Source organism: Nonomuraea sp. NPDC049028 (genome assembly GCF_043197735.1).
In the GTDB taxonomy this organism is placed as follows: domain Bacteria; phylum Actinomycetota; class Actinomycetes; order Streptosporangiales; family Streptosporangiaceae; genus Nonomuraea.
The window spans coordinates 288533-306807 of record NZ_JBICTR010000003.1 but is presented as its reverse complement, the minus strand read 5'-3'; the positions used below and the strand labels follow the sequence as shown (position 1 = coordinate 306807).

General features: G+C 70.5%; 15 protein-coding genes. 9 read left to right on the top strand and 6 right to left on the bottom strand.

Features of this window, described 5'->3' with window-relative positions; genetic code table 11:
• From ACGFJ2_RS12300 to ACGFJ2_RS12290, 3 genes are all read right to left on the bottom strand, one after another.
• The coding region (locus ACGFJ2_RS12300) for a Tex family protein (RefSeq protein WP_393467454.1) at nucleotides 1–2444 on the bottom strand (2444 nt) is incomplete at its 3' end.
• 27 nt (nucleotides 2445–2471) lie between these two features.
• Nucleotides 2472–3635 (bottom strand): amidohydrolase, encoded by a 1164-nt coding sequence (locus ACGFJ2_RS12295; RefSeq protein ID WP_393467451.1) that lies wholly within the window; start codon nucleotides 3633–3635, stop codon nucleotides 2472–2474.
• Between the two features lie 75 nt (nucleotides 3636–3710).
• Nucleotides 3711–4145, bottom strand: coding sequence for an RpiB/LacA/LacB family sugar-phosphate isomerase (locus tag ACGFJ2_RS12290; RefSeq protein WP_357955929.1), 435 nt, complete (start codon nucleotides 4143–4145; stop codon nucleotides 3711–3713).
• 346 nt (nucleotides 4146–4491) lie between these two features.
• Between ACGFJ2_RS12290 and ACGFJ2_RS12285 the strand changes: the two genes are divergently transcribed.
• From ACGFJ2_RS12285 to ACGFJ2_RS12255, 7 genes are read left to right on the top strand one after another with little or no spacing between them, the layout of a single operon-like run.
• Complete coding sequence (locus ACGFJ2_RS12285) at nucleotides 4492–5571, top strand: DUF917 domain-containing protein (RefSeq protein ID WP_393467447.1); 1080 nt, start codon at nucleotides 4492–4494, stop codon at nucleotides 5569–5571.
• On the top strand, nucleotides 5564–7135 hold the full coding sequence (locus tag ACGFJ2_RS12280; protein ID WP_393467444.1) for a hydantoinase/oxoprolinase N-terminal domain-containing protein: 1572 nt from the start codon (nucleotides 5564–5566) through the stop codon (nucleotides 7133–7135). The genes ACGFJ2_RS12285 and ACGFJ2_RS12280 overlap by 8 nt, the downstream gene beginning before the upstream one ends.
• A 23-nt stretch (nucleotides 7136–7158) precedes the next feature.
• Entirely contained in the window at nucleotides 7159–8778 is a 1620-nt protein-coding gene (locus ACGFJ2_RS12275) for an ABC transporter substrate-binding protein (protein WP_393467441.1), read from the top strand.
• Nucleotides 8779–8781: 3 nt separating this feature from the next.
• Nucleotides 8782–9798, top strand: coding sequence for an ABC transporter permease (locus tag ACGFJ2_RS12270; RefSeq protein ID WP_393467438.1), 1017 nt, complete (start codon nucleotides 8782–8784; stop codon nucleotides 9796–9798).
• A complete protein-coding gene (locus tag ACGFJ2_RS12265; RefSeq protein ID WP_393467436.1) occupies nucleotides 9795–10697 on the top strand; it encodes an ABC transporter permease in 903 nt (300 codons plus the stop codon). Before ACGFJ2_RS12270 ends, ACGFJ2_RS12265 begins: the two co-directional genes overlap by 4 nt.
• The gene (locus ACGFJ2_RS12260) at nucleotides 10694–11428 is read left to right on the top strand and encodes an ATP-binding cassette domain-containing protein (protein ID WP_393467433.1); all 735 of its coding nucleotides are present in this window, start codon (nucleotides 10694–10696) and stop codon (nucleotides 11426–11428) included. The genes ACGFJ2_RS12265 and ACGFJ2_RS12260 overlap by 4 nt, the downstream gene beginning before the upstream one ends.
• A 2-nt stretch (nucleotides 11429–11430) precedes the next feature.
• A complete protein-coding gene (locus tag ACGFJ2_RS12255) occupies nucleotides 11431–12294 on the top strand; it encodes an ABC transporter ATP-binding protein (RefSeq protein ID WP_393468520.1) in 864 nt (287 codons plus the stop codon).
• 34 nt (nucleotides 12295–12328) lie between these two features.
• Here ACGFJ2_RS12255 and ACGFJ2_RS12250 read toward each other — a convergent pair whose 3' ends face one another.
• On the bottom strand, nucleotides 12329–12805 hold the full coding sequence (locus ACGFJ2_RS12250; protein WP_393467430.1) for a MarR family winged helix-turn-helix transcriptional regulator: 477 nt from the start codon (nucleotides 12803–12805) through the stop codon (nucleotides 12329–12331).
• Nucleotides 12806–12877: 72 nt separating this feature from the next.
• Here ACGFJ2_RS12250 and ACGFJ2_RS12245 point away from each other — a divergent pair, with 72 nt between their 5' ends.
• A complete protein-coding gene (locus ACGFJ2_RS12245) occupies nucleotides 12878–14269 on the top strand; it encodes an MFS transporter (RefSeq protein WP_357955911.1) in 1392 nt (463 codons plus the stop codon).
• Between the two features lie 30 nt (nucleotides 14270–14299).
• On the opposite strand, the gene ACGFJ2_RS12240 is transcribed toward ACGFJ2_RS12245, so the two are convergent.
• On the bottom strand, nucleotides 14300–14656 hold the full coding sequence (locus tag ACGFJ2_RS12240) for a DUF742 domain-containing protein (RefSeq protein WP_357644254.1): 357 nt from the start codon (nucleotides 14654–14656) through the stop codon (nucleotides 14300–14302).
• Nucleotides 14649–16550 (bottom strand): nitrate- and nitrite sensing domain-containing protein, encoded by a 1902-nt coding sequence (locus ACGFJ2_RS12235; RefSeq protein WP_357955909.1) that lies wholly within the window; start codon nucleotides 16548–16550, stop codon nucleotides 14649–14651. The genes ACGFJ2_RS12240 and ACGFJ2_RS12235 overlap by 8 nt, the downstream gene beginning before the upstream one ends.
• 161 nt (nucleotides 16551–16711) lie before the next feature.
• Between ACGFJ2_RS12235 and ACGFJ2_RS12230 the strand changes: the two genes are divergently transcribed.
• Nucleotides 16712–18274 (top strand): ABC transporter substrate-binding protein, encoded by a 1563-nt coding sequence (locus ACGFJ2_RS12230; RefSeq protein ID WP_393467426.1) that lies wholly within the window; start codon nucleotides 16712–16714, stop codon nucleotides 18272–18274.
• Nucleotide 18275: the final 1 nt, after the last annotated feature.

Below are 18275 nucleotides of genomic sequence, written 5' to 3'. Positions count from 1 at the left end.
CGCGCACCGTCCCCGCGTCCGCCGGACCCGCCACCTCGCGCACCGTCCCCGCGTCCGCCGGACCCGCCACCTCGCGCACCGTCCCCGCGTCCGCCGGACCCGCCACCTCGCGCACCGTCCCCGCGTCCGCCATCCTCACGACCGCCGGGCGCGTCACCGCGACCGCCGTCACCCCGCGTGCCGCCTCGGGGTCCGCCGTCGCCACGGCCGGCCGTTGCTCCGCGTCCGCCGTCTCCAGCCGAGCCGCGGCCCGCGCCGCCCTGGCCGCGGGAAGTGCGGCCCTCGGAGGTGGTCTCGTCGTCCAGGCGCAAGGTCAGGGAGATGCGCTTGCGGGGGATGTCGACCTCGAGGACCTTGACGCGGACGATGTCGCCGGGCTTGGCGACGTCGCGGGGATCCTTCACGTAATTTCGGGACATGGCGGAGACGTGGACCAGGCCGTCCTGGTGTACGCCGACGTCCACGAACGCGCCGAAGGCGGCCACGTTCGTCACCACGCCCTCCAGGATCATCCCGGGCAGCAGATCGGAGATCTTCTCCACGCCCTCCTTGAAAGTCGCGGTCTTGAACGCCGGCCGCGGGTCACGGCCGGGCTTCTCCAGCTCGCGCAGGATGTCGGTGACCGTGGGCAGGCCGAACGTGTCGTCCGTGAACTCCTGCGGCTTGATCGCCCGCAGCGTCGCCGTGTTGCCGATCAGCGTCTTGAGGTCGGTCTGGACCGAGCCGAGGATGCGCCGGACCACCGGGTAGGCCTCGGGGTGCACGCTGGAGGCGTCGAGCGGGTCGTCGCCGCCCGCGATGCGCAGGAAGCCCGCGCACTGCTCGAACGCCTTGGGCCCGAGCCGGGCCACGTCCTTCAGGGCCGCGCGGGTCTTGAAGGGGCCGTTGGAGTCGCGGTGGCGCACGATGCTCTCGGCCAGGGTGGCGCCGATGCCCGACACGCGGGTGAGCAGCGGCGGCGACGCGGTGTTGACGTCGACGCCCACAGCGTTGACGCAGTCTTCGACCACCGCGTCGAGCGAGCGGGACAGCTTGGTCTCGGCGAGGTCGTGCTGGTATTGGCCGACGCCGATCGACTTGGGATCGATCTTGACCAGCTCGGCCAGCGGGTCCTGGAGGCGGCGGGCGATGGAGACCGCGCCGCGCAGCGACACGTCGAGGTCGGGCAGCTCCGCGGAGGCGTAGGCCGAGGCGGAGTAGACGGAGGCGCCCGCCTCCGATACGACGATCTTGGTCACCGACGGCATGTGCTTGACCAGCTCACCGGCCAGCTTGTCGGTCTCGCGGGAGGCGGTGCCGTTGCCGATGGCGATCAGCTCGACGCCGTGCTTCTGCGCCAGCGCGCCCAGGACGGCCAGCGACTGGTCCCACTGCCGCTTCGGCTCGTGCGGGTAGATGGTGGCGGTGTCGACGACCTTGCCGGTCGCGTCGACCACGGCCACCTTCACGCCGGTGCGCAGGCCCGGGTCGAGGCCCATGGTCGTGCGGGTGCCGGCGGGGGCGGCCAGCAGCAGGTCGCGCAGGTTGGTGGCGAACACCCGGACCGCCTCGTCCTCGGCCGCCTGCCACAGCCGCATCCGGATGTCGATGCCCAGGTGCACGAGGATGCGGGTGCGCCAGGCCCAGCGTACGGTCTCGTTGAGCCAGCGGTCGGCCGGGCGGCCCTGGTCGGAGATGCCGAAGCGGGAGGCGATGCGCATCTCGTAGTCGGGGCTGTCGTCGGGCTCCAGCGTGACGGAGAGGATCTCCTCCTTCTCGCCCCGGAACATGGCCAGGATCCGATGCGAGGGCAGCTTGGTGAACGGCTCCCCGAACTCGAAGTAGTCGGAGAACTTCGCCCCGGCCTCCTCCTTGCCCTCACGGACCGTGGAGATCAGCCGGCCCCGGCCCCAGAGCTGCTCGCGCAGGCCGCCGATGAGGTCGGCGTCCTCGGCGAAGCGCTCGATGAGGATCGCTCGCGCGCCTTCCAGCGCGGCGGCCCCGTCGGCGACGCCTTCGTTGGCGCCATTGATGACGAACGTCTCGGCCAGCGCGGCCGGGTCGAGCGAGGGATCGGCGAGCAGCTGGTCGGCCAGCGGCTCCAGACCCAGCTCGCGGGCGATCTGCGCCTTGGTGCGCCGCTTGGGCTTGTAGGGGAGGTAGATGTCCTCGAGCCGGGCCTTGGTGTCGGCCGCCATGATCTGGGCGCGCAGCTCGTCGTCGAGCTTGCCCTGAGACTCGATCGACTCCAGGATCGCCGTCCTGCGCTCCTCCAGCTCGCGCAGGTAGCGCAGCCGCTCTTCGAGCGTGCGCAACTGGGCGTCGTCGAGGGCGCCGGTGACCTCCTTGCGGTAGCGGGCGATGAACGGCACCGTCGCGCCGCCGTCGAGCAGCTCGACGGCCGACAGCACCTGCCCGTCGCGTACGCCGAGCTCTTCCGCGATCCGCTGGTGAATAGAGAGCACTTGCCTGCCTTTCGATGGTCCCGCCGGTCAATTGTGCAGGACGGTGCCGTCTTTCATGACCAGAGTGCGCGCCGGGTGCGTGATCACGGCCTCGGCCGCGCCGCTCGCGGGGACGACGACGAGGTCGGCCCGGTCGCCTGGAGCCAGCCCGTAGGCGTCGAGGCCGAGCACGCGGGCGCCGCCGTAGGTGGCCGCCTCCAGCGCGAGCTCGATGTCCTCGTCCCGGCGGAACGTGCTGCGGTAGGCCACGTGCATGGCGCGCTCGAGCATGTCGCCGCTGCCGTAGGGGCCCCACAGGTCGCGGATGCCGTCATGACCGCACGCCACCGTGACGCCCGCGGCCCGGAGCTTCTTGATCGGCGGCACCGGGAAGCTGTAGACGGCGGCCGTCGCCAGCGCCACCCCGGCCTCGGCGAAGCCCCGGGCCAGGCGGTCCTGGTAGGCCTCGTCGACCTGGCCGAGCGCGTAGGCGTGGCTGACCGTCACCCTGCCCGCCAGCCCGAGCACCCTGGTGCGCTCGGTGATGAGCTCCAGCTCCCAGGCGCCGAGCGAGCCGCCGTCGTGGAGGTGGATGTCGAGCCGCGCGCCGTAGCGCTCCGCCAGCCCGAAGACGATGTCGAGATGGCGCACCGGGTCGCGGTCGATGCCCGCCGGGTCGAGCCCGCCGACCGCCTCGACGCCGCTCTTGAGCGCCGCTTCGAGCAGGTCGGCCGTGCCGGGGTTGGTGAGCACGCCGTGCTGCGGGAAGGCGACCTGGCGCACGTCGATGGGCGAGCCCGCCGCCGCCTCCCGCACGGCCTCCACACCGCGCAGGCCGACCAGCGGGTCGATGTCGGTGTGGGTACGGACGTGGGTGGTGCCGTAGGCGCTCATCCGCGCCAGCAGCGCGGCGACGCGTTCGACGCTCGGCACGCCCAGCTCGGCGCGGTGGCCCAGGTCGTTGCCGATGCGACCGGCCAGCGTGTCAGCGGCCGAGTGGGGCACCCAGGGCCCTCCGTAGAGGGTCTTGTCGAGATGGCAGTGAGCCTCGACGAGGCCGGGCAGCACGAGGCCGCCGGTGACGTCGAACGATTGCGCCGCGGGCGCGTCGATCCCGGCCGCGACCCGCTCGATACGACCGTCGCGGACGAGGATGTCGGCAGGCGCCTCGTGACCCCACGGCCGCCCGCCGTGGAGGAGCACATCCGTCATGCCCAGCACCCTAAAGGGCGGCACCGACGTTTCCGCGATTCCGCCCAAGGTCATTTCCCGTACGGCGAGGCGTCGTCAGATTGTGTCGAGGTGGGAGACGTTCGCCTGGTCCGTGGCGTCCGTGCTCGGTACACCGGCCAGCCAGGCGTCGAGGATCTCGTCGAGCACCACCTCGGACGTCAGCCGCAGGCTCAGCGCCAGCACGTTGGCGTCGTTCCACTTGCGGGCCCCGCCGGCCGTGTAGGCGTCCACGCAGAGCGCCGCCCGTACGCCCGGCACCTTGTTCGCCGCGATCGAGGCGCCCGTGCCGGTCCAGCAGCACACGACCGCCTGGTCGGCGCGTCCCTCGCTCACGTCGCGCGCGGCGAGCTCGGACGCCCACGCCCAGTCGTCGCGTTCCTCCGGGTTGAGCGCGCCGTGCGTGACCACCTCGTGCCCGCGCGTACGCAGCAGCTGCACGACGCGCTCGGCCACGCCGTCCAGGCTGTCGGTCGCCACCGAAATCCGCATGCTCGCTCACCTCTCCGGATATGTCGGGACGGCACCCATACCGCCACCACCATGGCACCCATGCCGCCAACCATGGCGCACATGCCGCCACCACGGCACCCTTGCCGTCGCCACCTCGGCACCTATGCCGCCGCTACCACCGCAGGTATGCCCGCCACGAGCTTCGCCGCGCGGAGCTGGATCGCGCAATCGGATCACGCACTCGGTTTGCCGGTTCGCCGATTTGAGTCGGCCTCCGTAACCCCGGTTCGCCGACCTGAGCCGACGGTTCACAGGCCCGAGTTGGTCCTCGTAACGCCGACCTGACTGGCGCAATGAGTGGCTATGTGCTTGGTTGTGTCGCCATATGACCATCGACATCAGTGACATTCCCGCCCTCGCCCGGGGATGTGCCGTGCTGGGCACCGGAGGCGGCGGGGACGTGCGTACCGGGTCGCTGGCGGCGATCCGGGCGATCCAGACGTACGGCCCGGTACCGCTCATCGAGCTCGCGGACCTGCCCGCGGACGCGCTGGTCGTGCCGCTGTCCGGCATCGGCGCGCCGACCGTCAGCCACGAGATGATCCACGGCGAGGACGAGCCCAGGCGGATCGCGGAGGAGATCGAGCGGATCTTCGGCCGCCCGCCGGCCGCGGTCATGTCGTCGGAGATCGGCGGGGCGAACGGTGTCGCGCCCGTCGCCTGGGCCGCCCAGCTCGGCCTGCCGCTGCTCGACGCCGACGGCATGGGGCGGGCGTTTCCCGAGGTGCAGATGGTGTCGATGTACGTGGCGGGGCTGCCTGCCGACCTCGTCATCATGTCCGACATCGTGGGGAACATCGTGACGATCCGCCCCATCGACGGCCTCTGGTCCGAGCGTCTGGCGCGCGCCGTCTGCGTGGCGGCGGGCTCGCACGCGCTGATGGCCGACTACGTGCTCACCGCCGCACAGGCGCGCGGCGCGGTCATCGAGGGTACGGTCACCCGCGCGCTGGCCGTCGGCCGGGCCACCGAGGGCGCGGCGGAGCCGCTGCGCGCCCTGGCGGAACGGCTCGGCGCGGCCCGGCTGATCACCGGCAAACTGACGGACGTCGAACGGCGCACCACCGGCGGGTTCGTCAGGGGTACGGCCACGATCGAGGGCACCGGTGACGACCGGGGCCGCACGCTCACGCTGGAGCTCCAGAACGAGAACCTCGTCGCCCTCGAGAACGGCCGCCCCAGGGCCATGGTGCCCGACCTGATCACCGTGGTCGACACCGAGACGGCCGCCGCCGTACAGACCGAAAGCCTGCGCTACGGCCAGCGCGTCACGGTGCTCGCCTGGCCGTGCGACCCGCTCTGGCGGACGCCTAAGGGGCTGGAGACGGCGGGGCCGCGCGCGTTCGGCTACGACCTGGAGTACGTGCCGATCGAGGAGCTGGCGAAGGGGGAGCCGCGTGACTGAGGGCGCGCTGCGGATCGGGATCGACGTCGGTGGCACGAACACGGACGCCGTCGTGCTGGACGCCGCCGACCGGGTGGTGGCGAAGGCCAAGCGGCCGACGACCCCGGACGTGACCGAGGGGTTACGGGCCGCCCTGGACGCTGTGCTGGCCGACGTGACCGCGTGGGAGCGGATCACCCGGGTCATGCTGGGCACCACGCACGCGACCAACGCGATCCTGGAGCGCAGGAACCTCGGCCGGGTGGCCGTGCTCCGGCTCGGCGCGCCCGCGACCACCGCCGTACCGCCGCTGTCCGACTGGCCGGACGACCTGCGCAAGGCCGTGTCCGCCGGTGAGGTCATCGTGCCGGGGGGACACTACGTCGACGGCCGGGAGATCGGCCCGCTCGACCTCGGCGCGATCCGCCGGTTCCTGGACGGTGTACGAGCCGACGCCGTGGCGGTGACCGGGGTGTTCAGCCCGGCCAGCGCCGACCACGAGCGGGCGGTCGAGGAGCTGGTCCGGGACGAGTACGGGCTGCCCGTCTCGGTGAGCCATGAGATCGGCTCCCTCGGGCTGCTGGAGCGGGAGAACGCGACCGTGCTCAACGCCGCCCTGTACGGCGTGGCGGCCCATGTGACCGAGGCCCTGGTGACGGCGCTGGCCGAACGGGGGCTGGGGGCGCGGCCGTACCTCGCCCAGAACGACGGCACGCTCATGACGGTGGCGCACGCCGCGCGGCTGCCGGTGTCTACGATCGGCTCCGGACCGGCGAACTCGCTGCGCGGGGCGGCGTTCCTGTCGGGGGTACGTGACGCGATCGTGGCCGATGTGGGCGGCACCTCCACGGACCTGGGCGTGCTGGTCGGCGGCTTCCCTAGGGAGTCGGCGGCGGCGGTGGAGATCGGCGGGGTGCTGACGAACTTCCGGATGCCGGACATCCTGGCCATCGCCCTGGGCGGCGGCACCGTGGTCCGGATGGGCGGGAGCGGAGCGCGGGTGGGGCCGGACTCGGTGGGGTACCGGATCGCGGAGGAGGCGCTGGTCTTCGGCGGCGCCACGACCACGGTCACCGACGCCGCCGTGGCGGGCGGCCGCGTCCCGGCGAACGCCGCCGACTGGCGCGAACGGCTGGAAGCCGCCACCGACATGACGGAAACATTCCGCGACACTCTGCAAAGCGCGCTGGCCGTCGCCGACGCCATGGTGATCGACGCCGTGGACCGGATGGCGCTCGGCCGGGCCGACCGTCCGCTGGTGGCGGTGGGTGGCGGCGCCTTTCTGCTGCCCGCCGAGATCCCCGGCGTGAGCGGTGTCATCCGTCCCGAGCACGCCGAGGTGGCCAACGCCGTTGGTGCCGCTATCGCCCTCGCGAGTGGCAGAGTCGATACGATCTTGCCTGCGGGCGAAAGCCGGGCAAAGGCGATCGAAAGAGTCAAAGAGGAGGCGGCGGCTCGTGCCGTGGCGGCGGGTGCGGACCCGGCCAGGGTGGAGATCGTCGACCTGCTCGAGGTGCCGCTGAGCTACCTCTCAGAACCCGCGGTGCGGGTACACGTCAAAGCCGCCGGACCTCTGTCCCGGTGACAGATCGAAAGGACTCCCCACCCATGCGCTGGCACAAGCGTCTGCTCGTCGCCGGGGTCACCGGGGCCGTGGCCATGACCGCAACCGCGTGCGCGGGCGGCCAGGTACGCGGTGCGGACCGGACACCGAGGCCGAGCGCCACGACGAGCGAGTCCGCCGTCGCCGCCACCAAGGCCAACGACGCCACCTTCGTCTACGCGCCCAACCTCGACGTGGTCACCGACTGGGACCCGGCGACCTCGTACTCCAACGAGATCATCGCCATGTCCAACATCTACGAGGGCCTGACCAGGTACAACACCCAGTCGCAGAAGCCCGAGCCGCGGCTGGCCACCGAGTGGACGTCGGCCGACGGGGGCAAGCAGTGGACGTTCAAGCTGCGCCAGGGCGTGAAGTTCCACACCGGTGCCCCCATGGACGCCGAGGCGGCCAAGAAGGCCATCGAGCGCACGATCAAGATGAACGCGGGCGCCGCCTACATCTGGGGCTCGGTCAAGACGATCGAGACGCCCGACCCGGCGACGCTGACGTTCAAGCTCAAGTACGCGGCTCCGCTCGACCTGATCGCCTCCTCCGGCTACGCCGCCTACATCTATGACACGGCCGCCGCCGACAAGCTCAAGGACGGCAAGACCGACGCCGGCACCGGCCCGTACACCATCGACACCTGGCAGAAGGGCAAGGAGACCGAGCTCACGCTGAAGGCGTACGAGGACTACTGGGGCGGCTGGAAGCCCGAGCAGTACAAGAAGATCGCCTTCCGGGTCACCCCCGAGATCACCACCGCCTGGCAACTGCTGCAGAAGGGCGAGGTGAACTTCGTCGAGCGCCTCAACCCGCAGCTGTTCGAGCAGGCGAGCGCGACCCAGGGCGTGCAGACCTCGCAGACGCCGTCCTTCCAGAACCTCCTGCTGCTGTTCAACACCGCCACCGGCCCGATGAAGGATGTCAAGATCCGGCAGGCGCTCCAGCTCGCGCTCGACTACGACGGCCTCGTGGCGGCGCTGAAGGGCGCGGGCAAGAAGAGCACCGGCCTGGTGCCGCAGGGCCTCATCGGCTACACCGCCAACATGGAGCCCAAGCAGGACCTGCCCAAGGCGCAGGCGCTGCTGGCCGAGGCGGGCTACGGCCCCGACTTCCCCGAGCTGAAGCTGAAGATGACCTACGCCCAGGGCGACGAGGACCAGAAGCTCCTGGTGACACTGCTCAGCTCGGCGCTGAAGCAGCTCAACGTGCGCCTGGAGGCCAAGCCGATGGCCTGGAACGCGCAGTGGGACCAGGGCAAGAAGCAGGGCCAGGACATCTTCGTCATGTACTGGTATCCCGACTACGCCGACGCCTACTCGTGGTTCCTCAACGTGTTCAGGAGCGCGGACAAGCCGCAGTTCAACCTCTCCTACCTGAAGAACGCCGAGATCGACAAGGAGATCGACGCGCTGCCGCAGCTCACGGCCACCGACAAGTTCGCCGCCGAGCAGTCGTACGCGACCATCCAGAAGCAGATCATCCAGGACCAGGCCGCGGTGGCGGTGCCGTACGTGCAGACCTACCAGCGCGCGCTGACGGCGGACGTGCAGGGGTACGTCGACAACCCGGCCTATCCCAACGTGGTCTTCTTCTACGATCTCAAGCCCGCAAGCTGAGCCGTGCCGCGCTATCTGGCCCGCCGCCTCGGCCAGGCCGTCCTGGTCGTGGCCGGGGTGGTCGTGCTGACGTTCGCCATCATGCGGCTGGTGCCCGGCGATCCGGCGGTCGCGTTCGCCGGGCCGAAGGCGACGCCCGAGGAGCTCGCCTCGGCCCGGCTGCGGTTCGGGCTGGACGACGCGATCCCGGTGCAGCTCTGGAACTACCTCAGAGATCTGGTCACGGGCGACTGGGGCACCAGCCTGCGCACTCGGCAGCCGGTCCGCGACGATCTGCTGCTCGCCTTCCCCGCCTCTCTGGAGCTGGTCGGTACGGCGCTGCTTATCGCGATCGCGGTGGGCATTCCGGTCGGCGTGCTCGCAGCCCGCTATAAGACGAAATTTCCGGACTTTGGGGTGCGGGTCGCGAGCATGCTGGCCGTCTCGGTCCCGGTGTTCTGGCTGGCTCTGACCCTGCAGACGGTGTTCGCCAGCAACCTCGGCTGGTTCCCGGTCGCCGGAGAGTACGACTCCACGCTCGACACCACCAGCCCGCTGACGCTCTGGACCAACATCACCGTCGTCGACGCGCTCATCACCGGCAACTGGCCGATCTTCACCAGCACACTTGAACACCTGGTGCTCCCCGCGCTGGTCGTGGCGGCCTACCCGGCGGGCGTGATCGCGCAGATGACCAGGGCGGCGCTCATCGAGGAGTCCGGCCAGGACCACGCCCGGCTGGAGCGGGCGCTCGGCTTCGGGGAGACGTCGATCCTGACCAGGTTCGCGCTGCGGCCCGCGTTGAACCCGGTGCTGTCCCTGATCGCCCTGGTCTTCGCGTACGCGATCGTGAACGGGTTCCTGGTCGAGGCGGTGTTCAACTGGCCGGGACTGGGCCGGTACGCCGTCGAGTCGATCCACAGCCTCGACACCCCGGCCATCGCGGGCGTCACGCTGCTGGTCGCGATGGTCTATGTGCTGGCCAACCTGATCGTGGACCTCCTCCAGGGCGTGGTGGACCCGAGAGCGAGGGCCCGATGAGCGAGGGGCTGACGAGCCAGGAGGGCCGCTTGGAGCCGCGTCCCGAGGACGCTCCGGAGCCGGTGCGGTTGCGCCGGACGCTGCCGAAGATCACCGACCGGTTCGCCGCCGCCGGGGCGGTGCTCATCGTGCTCATCCTGACGGCCACGATCCTGGCGCCGTGGCTCGCGCCGTACCCGGTGGACCGGCTCGATCTCGTCAACACGCTGCTCCCGCCGAGCGGCGCGCACTGGTTCGGGACCGACAAGGTCGGGCGCGACGTGCTCACCCAGGTCCTGTACGGCGGGCGGACCTCTTTGACCATCGCCGTGGCCGTGCTGGCGATGTCGGCGGTCGTGGGCGTCACGCTGGGCGTGGTGGCGGGCTACGCCGGCGGCTGGGTGCGGGACGTCATCATGCGCGTCACCGACGTCTTCCTGGCCTTCCCCGCGCTGCTGCTGTCGCTGGCGCTGGCCGTGGTGCTGCAGCCCAGCGTGACGACCGCGATCGTGGCCATCGCGGCGACCTGGTGGCCCTGGTACGCCCGGCTGTCCGCCTCCGTGGCGGCCTCCATCTCGACGCGTGGGTACGTGGACGCGGCCCGCTGCCTGGGCGTGCCCGCGCCCATGATCGTCCTGAGACACGTCCTGCCGAACTCCCTCACCCCCGTCCTGGTCCAGATCTCCCTCGACGCGGGCGGGGTGATCCTGACCGCCGCCGCGCTGTCGTACCTGGGGCTCGGCGCGCAGGAGCCGACGGCGGAGTGGGGGCTGATGGTGGAGCAGGGTCAGACGCTGTTCACCACGAACTGGTGGGTCGTGACCTTTCCCGGCCTGGCGATCCTGGTGACGGCGTTCGCCTTCAACGTGCTGGGGGAGGGGCTGCGCAACGCCCTGGACCCGCGAAGGGTCGTGAAGTGATCGAGGTCAGGGATCTTCAGGTGCGGTACGGAGAGCGGCTGGTCGCCCACGTGCCGGAGCTGGACGTGCGCGCGGGGGAGTGCGTGGCGATCGTGGGGGAGAGCGGGTCGGGCAAGTCGACCACGCTGCTCTCGCTGCTGGGCCTCACCGAGGGCGCTCACGTGTCCGGAAATATCCGGGTCTGTGGGGTTGAGGTGCTCCAAGCCCCGGAACGGCGGCTCCGTGAGATCAGGGGCGCCAGGGTGGCGCTCGTGATGCAGTCACCCCAGGCCGCGCTCAGCCCCACGACCCGCCTGGGCACCCTGATGCGCCGCGCCCTGAAGCTGCACGGCCTGAGCGCCGACCGGATCATGGTGGAGGCCGTTGAGGCGGTCATGCTCGATCCGGGCATCCTGCGCCGCTATCCGCACGAGATCTCCGGCGGTCAGGCGCAGCGGTTCGCGATCGCGCTGGCCATCGCGCTCGGCGCCGAGGTGATCCTGGCCGACGAGCCCACCAGCGCGCTCGACGTGACCGTGCAGGCCGAGGTCGTCGGCGTGCTGCGGCGGCTACGCACCGAGCGCGGCCTGGCCCTGTTGCTCGTCTCCCACGACCTGGCGCTGGTCTCCACGATCGCCGATCGGGTGCTGGTCATGAAGGACGGCGCGGTCGTGGAGAGCGGCCCGGCCGCCGAGGTGCTCGCCGAGCCGTCCCATCCGTACACCCGTGAGCTGCTGGAGGCGCTGCCGTGACGATGCTCAGGGCGGAGGGGGTGACGCTGGGGTACGGCAAGACGCCGGTCGTGCACGACGTCACGCTCGACCTCACCGACGGCGGCGTCGGCCTGATCGGGGAGAGCGGCTCGGGCAAGACCACGCTGGCGCGGGCCTTCCTGGGCCTGCTAACCCCCACATCAGGAAATATCTGGTACGGCCAGCAAACCCTGAAAAAAGCGGACATGAGGGCGTTTCGCAGAGACGTCCAACCGGTCTTCCAAGCCGAAGCCCTCAACCCCAGGATGCGCGTCGGCGCCTCCATAGCCGAAGCCCTCCCCAGGAACGCCAGGCACCGCGTCCCCGAACTCCTGGACCAGGTCGGCCTCTCCCCGGACCTGGCCACCAGGCGCCCGCACCAGCTCTCGGGCGGCCAGCGCCAGCGCGTGGTCATCGCCAGGGCGCTCGCGGTCGGCCCCCGGCTGCTCATCCTCGACGAGCCCACCAGCGCGCTCGACGTGACCGTCCAGGCCAGGATCCTCGACCTGCTGGCCGGCCTCGACACGGAACATCTGCTCATCACGCACAACCTGGCCGTGGTCGGCCGGCTCTGCCGCACCTCGCACGTCCTGTTCGCGGGTCGCGTCGTGGAGTCGGGGCCGACGGCCGACATTCTGGCCAGGCCCGCGCATCCGTACACGCTGGCGCTGCGGGACGCCGTACCGAAGCTCGGGGGAGAGCCGCCCGTGGCCAGGGGCAGGACGGAGGCCCGGCCCGCGGAGACGGGCTGCCCGTTCCGGCTGCGCTGTCCGCTGGCCGTGCCGGAGTGCGCGACGGCGCCCGCGCTCAGGGAGGTCGACGGCCGTCAGGTGGCCTGCCACCGCGCCGAAGACGTTCTGGGCTGAGCACGCTCACCCAGCTGGGCCGGGCTGAGGGCGCTTACTTGGCCGTGCTGTCCGCGAAGCGGCCCTGGAGGTGGGTGCACAGGTCGTCGGAGAGCTTGGACAGCAGTCGCTCCAACTCGGCCCGCTCCTCCGCGGGCCAGTCGGCGATCGCGGCGTCGAACCAGTCGACGGTGATGCGGCGGCATCGGGTGGCCGCCTCGGCGCCCTCATCGGTGAGCGCGATCCGCCAGGCCCGGCCGTCGTCGGGGTCCTTGACCCGGGACAGCAGCCCGCGCTGCTCCAGCGACGAGACGTGCCGGGTCACGTGCGGGCTCTCCACCTGCAGGCCCTCGGCGATCGCGCCCACCCTGCGCGGCTCACCGGCGTCGAGGAGATAGACGAGGATCTGCACGTCAGGACGGTCGAGCCGGACGCCGGCCGCCTGGGTCAGCTGATCATGCGTCTTGGCGCGGTTGAGGGTGGTCACCAACCGCCTGAAGGCCGACACCGTCTTGCTGAGATCTTCACCCATCGCTTTGATTACCTAACTTACGTATGTATCATCGTCTCTCGGTTACTTACCCAAGTTATCTAAGGAGCCGACATGGCGACAATCGTCGCTTCCGCGCCGCCTGAGACGTCCGAGCGGAGCCCGTGGCCCGCGGTGGTCGCGCTCGCGTTCGCGGCCTCCATCGCCGCCTTGCAGAACACGGCCGTGGTCCCCTTGCTTCCCGTGCTCCAGCGCGAGCTGCACACCTCGCTCTCCGCCGTGAGCTGGACGCTCACGCTGAGCCTGCTGGTCGGCGCGGTGTCCACGCCGTTGCTGTCCAGGTTCGGCGACATGTACGGCAGGCGGCCGATGATCCTCGGCGCGCTGGCCCTCCTGGTGATCGGCTCTGTCATCGGGGGACTGGCCACCTCGTTGCCGTGGCTGCTCCTGGGCCGGGTCCTGCAGGGATTCGTGGCGGCGCTGGTGCCACTGGCGATCGGGGTGGTCCGTGACCTGCTGCCCAGGCAGCAGCTGGCCACCGGCATCGGGGTGCTCAGCGCCACGATGGGGTTCGGCAGCGGGGGCGGGATGATCCTCGCGGGGCTCGCCTCGGGTGACTACCACGCCGTGTTCTGGATCACCGCCGCGATCACGGTGGTCGCCGCGGTGATCGTCGCCTTCCTGGTGCGCGACCAGGCTCCGGGTCGCGGCGGGCGGCCGGACCTGGCCGGGGCGTTCCTGCTGACCGTGTGGCTGGTCGCGCTGCTCCTGGCCATCAGCGAGGGCGGATCGTGGGGCTGGGGCTCGCCGGGGGTGATCGGGCTGTTCGCGGCCGCGGTGGTGGTCGCGGTGGTCTGGGTGGCGGTCGAGCGGCGGGTGGCCGAGCCGCTGGTGCAGATGTCGATGCTGGTGCAGCGCGGCACGGTCGGCGCGACGGTGGCCTCGATGCTGCTCGGGTTCGCCTTCTTCACCGTCATGACGGGCATCTCGGGGTTCACCCAGGCGCCGGCCTCGGGGCTGGGGGCCTCCACCTTGGAAGTGGGGTTCTACCTGCTGCCCAGCACGCTGTTCATGCTGGTGATCTCGCTGTTCGCCGGGCGGTTCATGCGCAGGTTCTCGGCCTCGTCGATGGTGGCGGCCGGTGCCGGGGTCGTCGCGCTCGCGGCGGTCTGGCTGGTCTTCGCGCACCGGACCGGGGGTGACATCTACGTGGCGACGTCGCTGCTGGGCATCGGGCTCGGGGTGGGCTACGCGGCTCTCGGCACCATGGCGGTCGAGCACGTCGCCCCGGACAAGACGGCGCTGGCCGCCGGGGTCAACGCGCTGGTACGCATCGTGGGCGGCAGCACCGCCGGCGCGGTCATCGCCGCCGTCCTGGCCGCTCAGCCGGGCGTACTCGGATATCAGTGGGTCTTCGGGGTGGCCGCCGTCGCGGGCGGGGTGGCGGCGGCCTTCGCCGCCGTGTTCGGCCTGCTCAACCGCCGTGTGACAGTCGTGGCAGCCTGAACAGGACAGCCCGTGCGGCCTGGGGCGCTCTCAGAGCGCCTTCAGGCCGCTGATCACCTCCAGCAGCACCGTGGCGTCGGGCGCGGGGCGCGGCGGCTCGACCTGAACGAGCTGCTGCGCGTGCAGGTCGCCGACGAGCACCCGGACCACACCGATGGGCAGGTTCAGCTCGGCGGCCACGTCCACGAGCCGGGTCGGTTTCGTGCACTTCTGCATGATGATCAGATGCTCGGGGCCGAGCCCGGCGGGCGGCGTCAGGCCGCCGGCCGTAATGATCACCGCGATGAGGTCGATGGCCTTGCTCGCGGGGACGGTTCGGCCCCTGGTCAGTAAGTAGGCGGGGACGATAGGACCAGCGTCCTCGTCCAGCCACCGCTCGTCATTCACTGGGCACCACCCGCATGGGCCGGGCGGCGGGCTCCTTGGCGCGGCTCTCCGGCTCGGCCGGCGGGTCGCTCACGTGTTCTGCCGGGATCAACACGATCGCGGTGGTCCCTCCATATGGTGAACCGCGTAACGTGACGCGGATGTCATGCCTGGCGGCCAGGCGGGAGACGACGAAAAGGCCGAGCTCGTCACTGTCGGCCAGGTCGAACTCCGGTGGGCTGGCCAGGCGCTCGTTGCACTCGGCCAGCTTCTCTTCGCTCATCCCGAGCCCGCGGTCCTCAACCTCGAAGACGAAGCCGCGGGCCGCCGCCTCGCCGCGCACGACGACCGTGGTGTGCGGCGGGGAGCTGACGGTGGCGTTCTCGATGAGCTCGGCGATCAAGTGAATCACATCTCCGACGACCGGACCGGCCAAGCGCTGCCCGGGCATCGGCTCGACGGTGACGCGCTGGTAGTCCTCGACCTCGGCCGCCGCGCCACGCGCCACGTCCAGCAGCGGCACGGGCTTGCTCCAGCCGCGGCCGGGGGTGGCGCCCGACAGGATGATCAGGCCCTCGGCGTGCCGGCGCATGCGGGTGGTCAGGTGGTCGAGGCGGAACAGGTCGTCGAGGGCGTGCGGGTCCGTCGTACGGTGCTGCATGCCCTCGAGCTGGATCCGCTGGCGGTGCAGCAGAGTCTGGCTACGCCTGGCCAGGTTGCGGAAGACGTGGCCGACACCGTCGCGCAGCTGCGACTGCCCGACCGCGGCCTCCACGGCCGTCTGCTGGACGGTGGAGAACGCCTGGCCGACGTCGGCGATCTCGACGGTCGTGCTCGCCACCGACAACTCGGGCACCTCGACCTTCTCACCCTTGCGCAGCTTGGCCACCACCTGCGGCAGCCGTTCCTGGGCCACTTCGAGCGCGGCCTGCCGGAGCCCGAGCAGTTCCTTGGACAGCCGTGTGCCCATCCGCAGCGAGAAGGCGATCGACACGATCACCAGGACGAAACACGTCCCCGCCAGCACGAACGACTGGTAGAGCACCGAGTCCGCCACCGGCTCCGCCCGCGCGGAGAGCATCGTGCTCGCCTGCATCTGGGCTTCCTGGAACGACTTAGCCAGCGTGTCGGCCGTGGTCAGCCAGGACTTCGGGGCGCCGCCCGCGATGATCTGGTCCTCCATGAGCCGCATCCGCTGATAGGCGGCCGAGGTGATCAGCGACACCTGCGTGTCGCGCAGGCGCGGGTCGAGCTCGTCGAGCGCCTGGTCGATGAGGAAGCGCCGGTTGCCGACCCACTGGGTGAACAGCCTGCGCTCGGCGACCGTGGTCGGCCCGACCGCGATGGCCTGCTCCCTGGTGAGCAGCTCCTTGGCGTACCCCATGTCGATGACGATGCGCGACTGCTCGTAGATGGGGATGTCGTCGATGAACGCCACCCGCCGGTGCAGGCCGAAGAGCGCGTCGGTCATCGCGTTGTAGGACTCGACCGCGCGCAGGCGGTCGGACAGGCCCGCGTCGATCTCGGCCCTGACCGCGTCCAGCCGGTCCATCTGCGTGAGCACGGAGTCGACCTGGGTACGGATCGTCTCCGAGGAGTTCATGGACAGGCTGGAGAGCTTCTTGAAGTCCGCGTCGGCCACGTCGGTCTTGGTGCGCTGCGCCGCGGTGGCCGACCGGTCGGCCGGACTCCCCGTACGCAGCAGCTTCACCGAGGCCAGGCGCTCGCGCTGGATCTCGTTGATGAGCTTGTACGCGGGCAGCCGCAGGTTGGTCCAGAGCGTCTTGTACTGGCGCAGTTCCAAGCTCTGGCTCGCGCTGACGGCGGTGATGACTCCCCACAGCACCACCATCGAGGCAAGCGGAACCAGCAGTAGGCCGATGATCTTCATGCGGATCGTTCGGCTACGACCCATGGCACCTCATTCCGGTCGGTCCCCTGCTGGCAACCCCGGACGGGACAAGCCCAGAGGATAGCAATTCGATCTCTGGATTGGCTAATTTTTCGGGACTTTTGGACTTTTGGCGGGCATCGTGCAGTAGGTTTCGGCGTACATCCGTCACAGAGGGAGATGCGTTGCGCCGTCGTCTCGCAGCGGTCGCCGCGCTGGTGCTCTCCATCGCCGCGTGTTCGACCCCTACAGAGGTACGGCAGGCACCGGCCGGAGAGTCGCCGTTCGTGTACGTCCAGAACCTGGACGTGATCACCGACTGGGACCCCAGCCGCTCGTACTCCAACGAGATCATCGCCCTGCAGAACATCTACGAGACGCTGACCGTCTGGAACCCGGTGACCAAGAAGTCCAGCCCCCGGCTGGCCACCGCGTGGCGCTCGTCGCCGGACGGCAAGACATGGACGTTCACGCTGCGTTCGGGAGTCACCTTCCACACCGGCCGGCCCCTGGACGCCGCGGCGGTGAAGGCGTCGATCGAGCGGACCATGAAGGGCGGGACCGGGGCGTCCTACATCTGGGACGCGGTGTCCGGCATCCGGGCCGACGACGCGGAGACCGTGACGTTCACCCTCAAGTACCCGGTCCCGCTGGACCTGGTCGCCTCCTCCGGCTACGCCGCCTACATCTACGACACCCAGGCCGCGCCCGATCTCGGCAAGTGGTTCCAGGAGGGCCGGGACGCGGGCTCGGGCCCGTACACGGTCGCGAGCTGGCGCAAGGGCAAGGAGAAGGAGCTCACGCTCAAGTCGTACGACGGCTACTGGGGCGGCTGGAGCCAGCCCCACTACCGCACGGTCGAGTTCCGCGTCATACCCGACCCCCAGCGGGCCTGGAAGATGCTGCTCCGCGGCGACGTGAGCTTCGTGGACCGGCTCAACCCGCGCCTGTACGCCAGGGCGTCGGTCACGCCGGGCCTGCGCACGTCCGAGCGGGCGTCGTTCCAGACGATGATGCTGCTGTTCAACACGGCCGCGGGCCCCATGGCCGACGTACGGGTACGGCGCGCGGTGCAGAAGGCCGTCGACTACCAGGGCATCATCCAGGCGCTCAAGGGCGCCGCCTCACCGACCAGCGGCATCGTGCCGGAAGGGCTGCCCGGCCACACCCCGGGACGAGCGCCGAAACAGGACCTCGTGGAGGCCGCGCGGCAGCTCCAGCTGGCGGGCTACGGCCCCGCCGGTCGCCCCCTGCGGCTGCGGCTCACCTACGCCGAGGGCGACAACGACGAGCGACTGCTCGTCACACGGCTGCAGGCCACGCTCAAGACGCTCAACGTCACGCTGGACGCGCGGGCGATGCCGTGGAACGCCCAATGGGAGCAGGGCAAGAAGCGCGGCCAGGACATCTTCGTCATGTACTGGTGGCCGGACTACGCCGACGGCTACTCGTGGTTCGGCAACGTCTTCCACAGCGCCGAGCCGCCCGTCTTCAACCTGGCCTATCTGAAGGACAAGAAGACGGACGCCCTGCTCGACACGCTGCCCGAGCTCACGGTGACCGACAAGGCCGCCGCCCAGCGAGGCTTCGCGCAGGCCACTAGCCGCATATTGGACCAGCAGGTCGCCGGGGCGCTGCCGTGGGTGGTCAACTACCAGCGGGCTTATCTTGGCGGCATCCAGAACTATGACGACAACCCGGCTTATCCCGACGTGGTATTCGTCTACGACCTGCGGCCGGCCGGCTAAA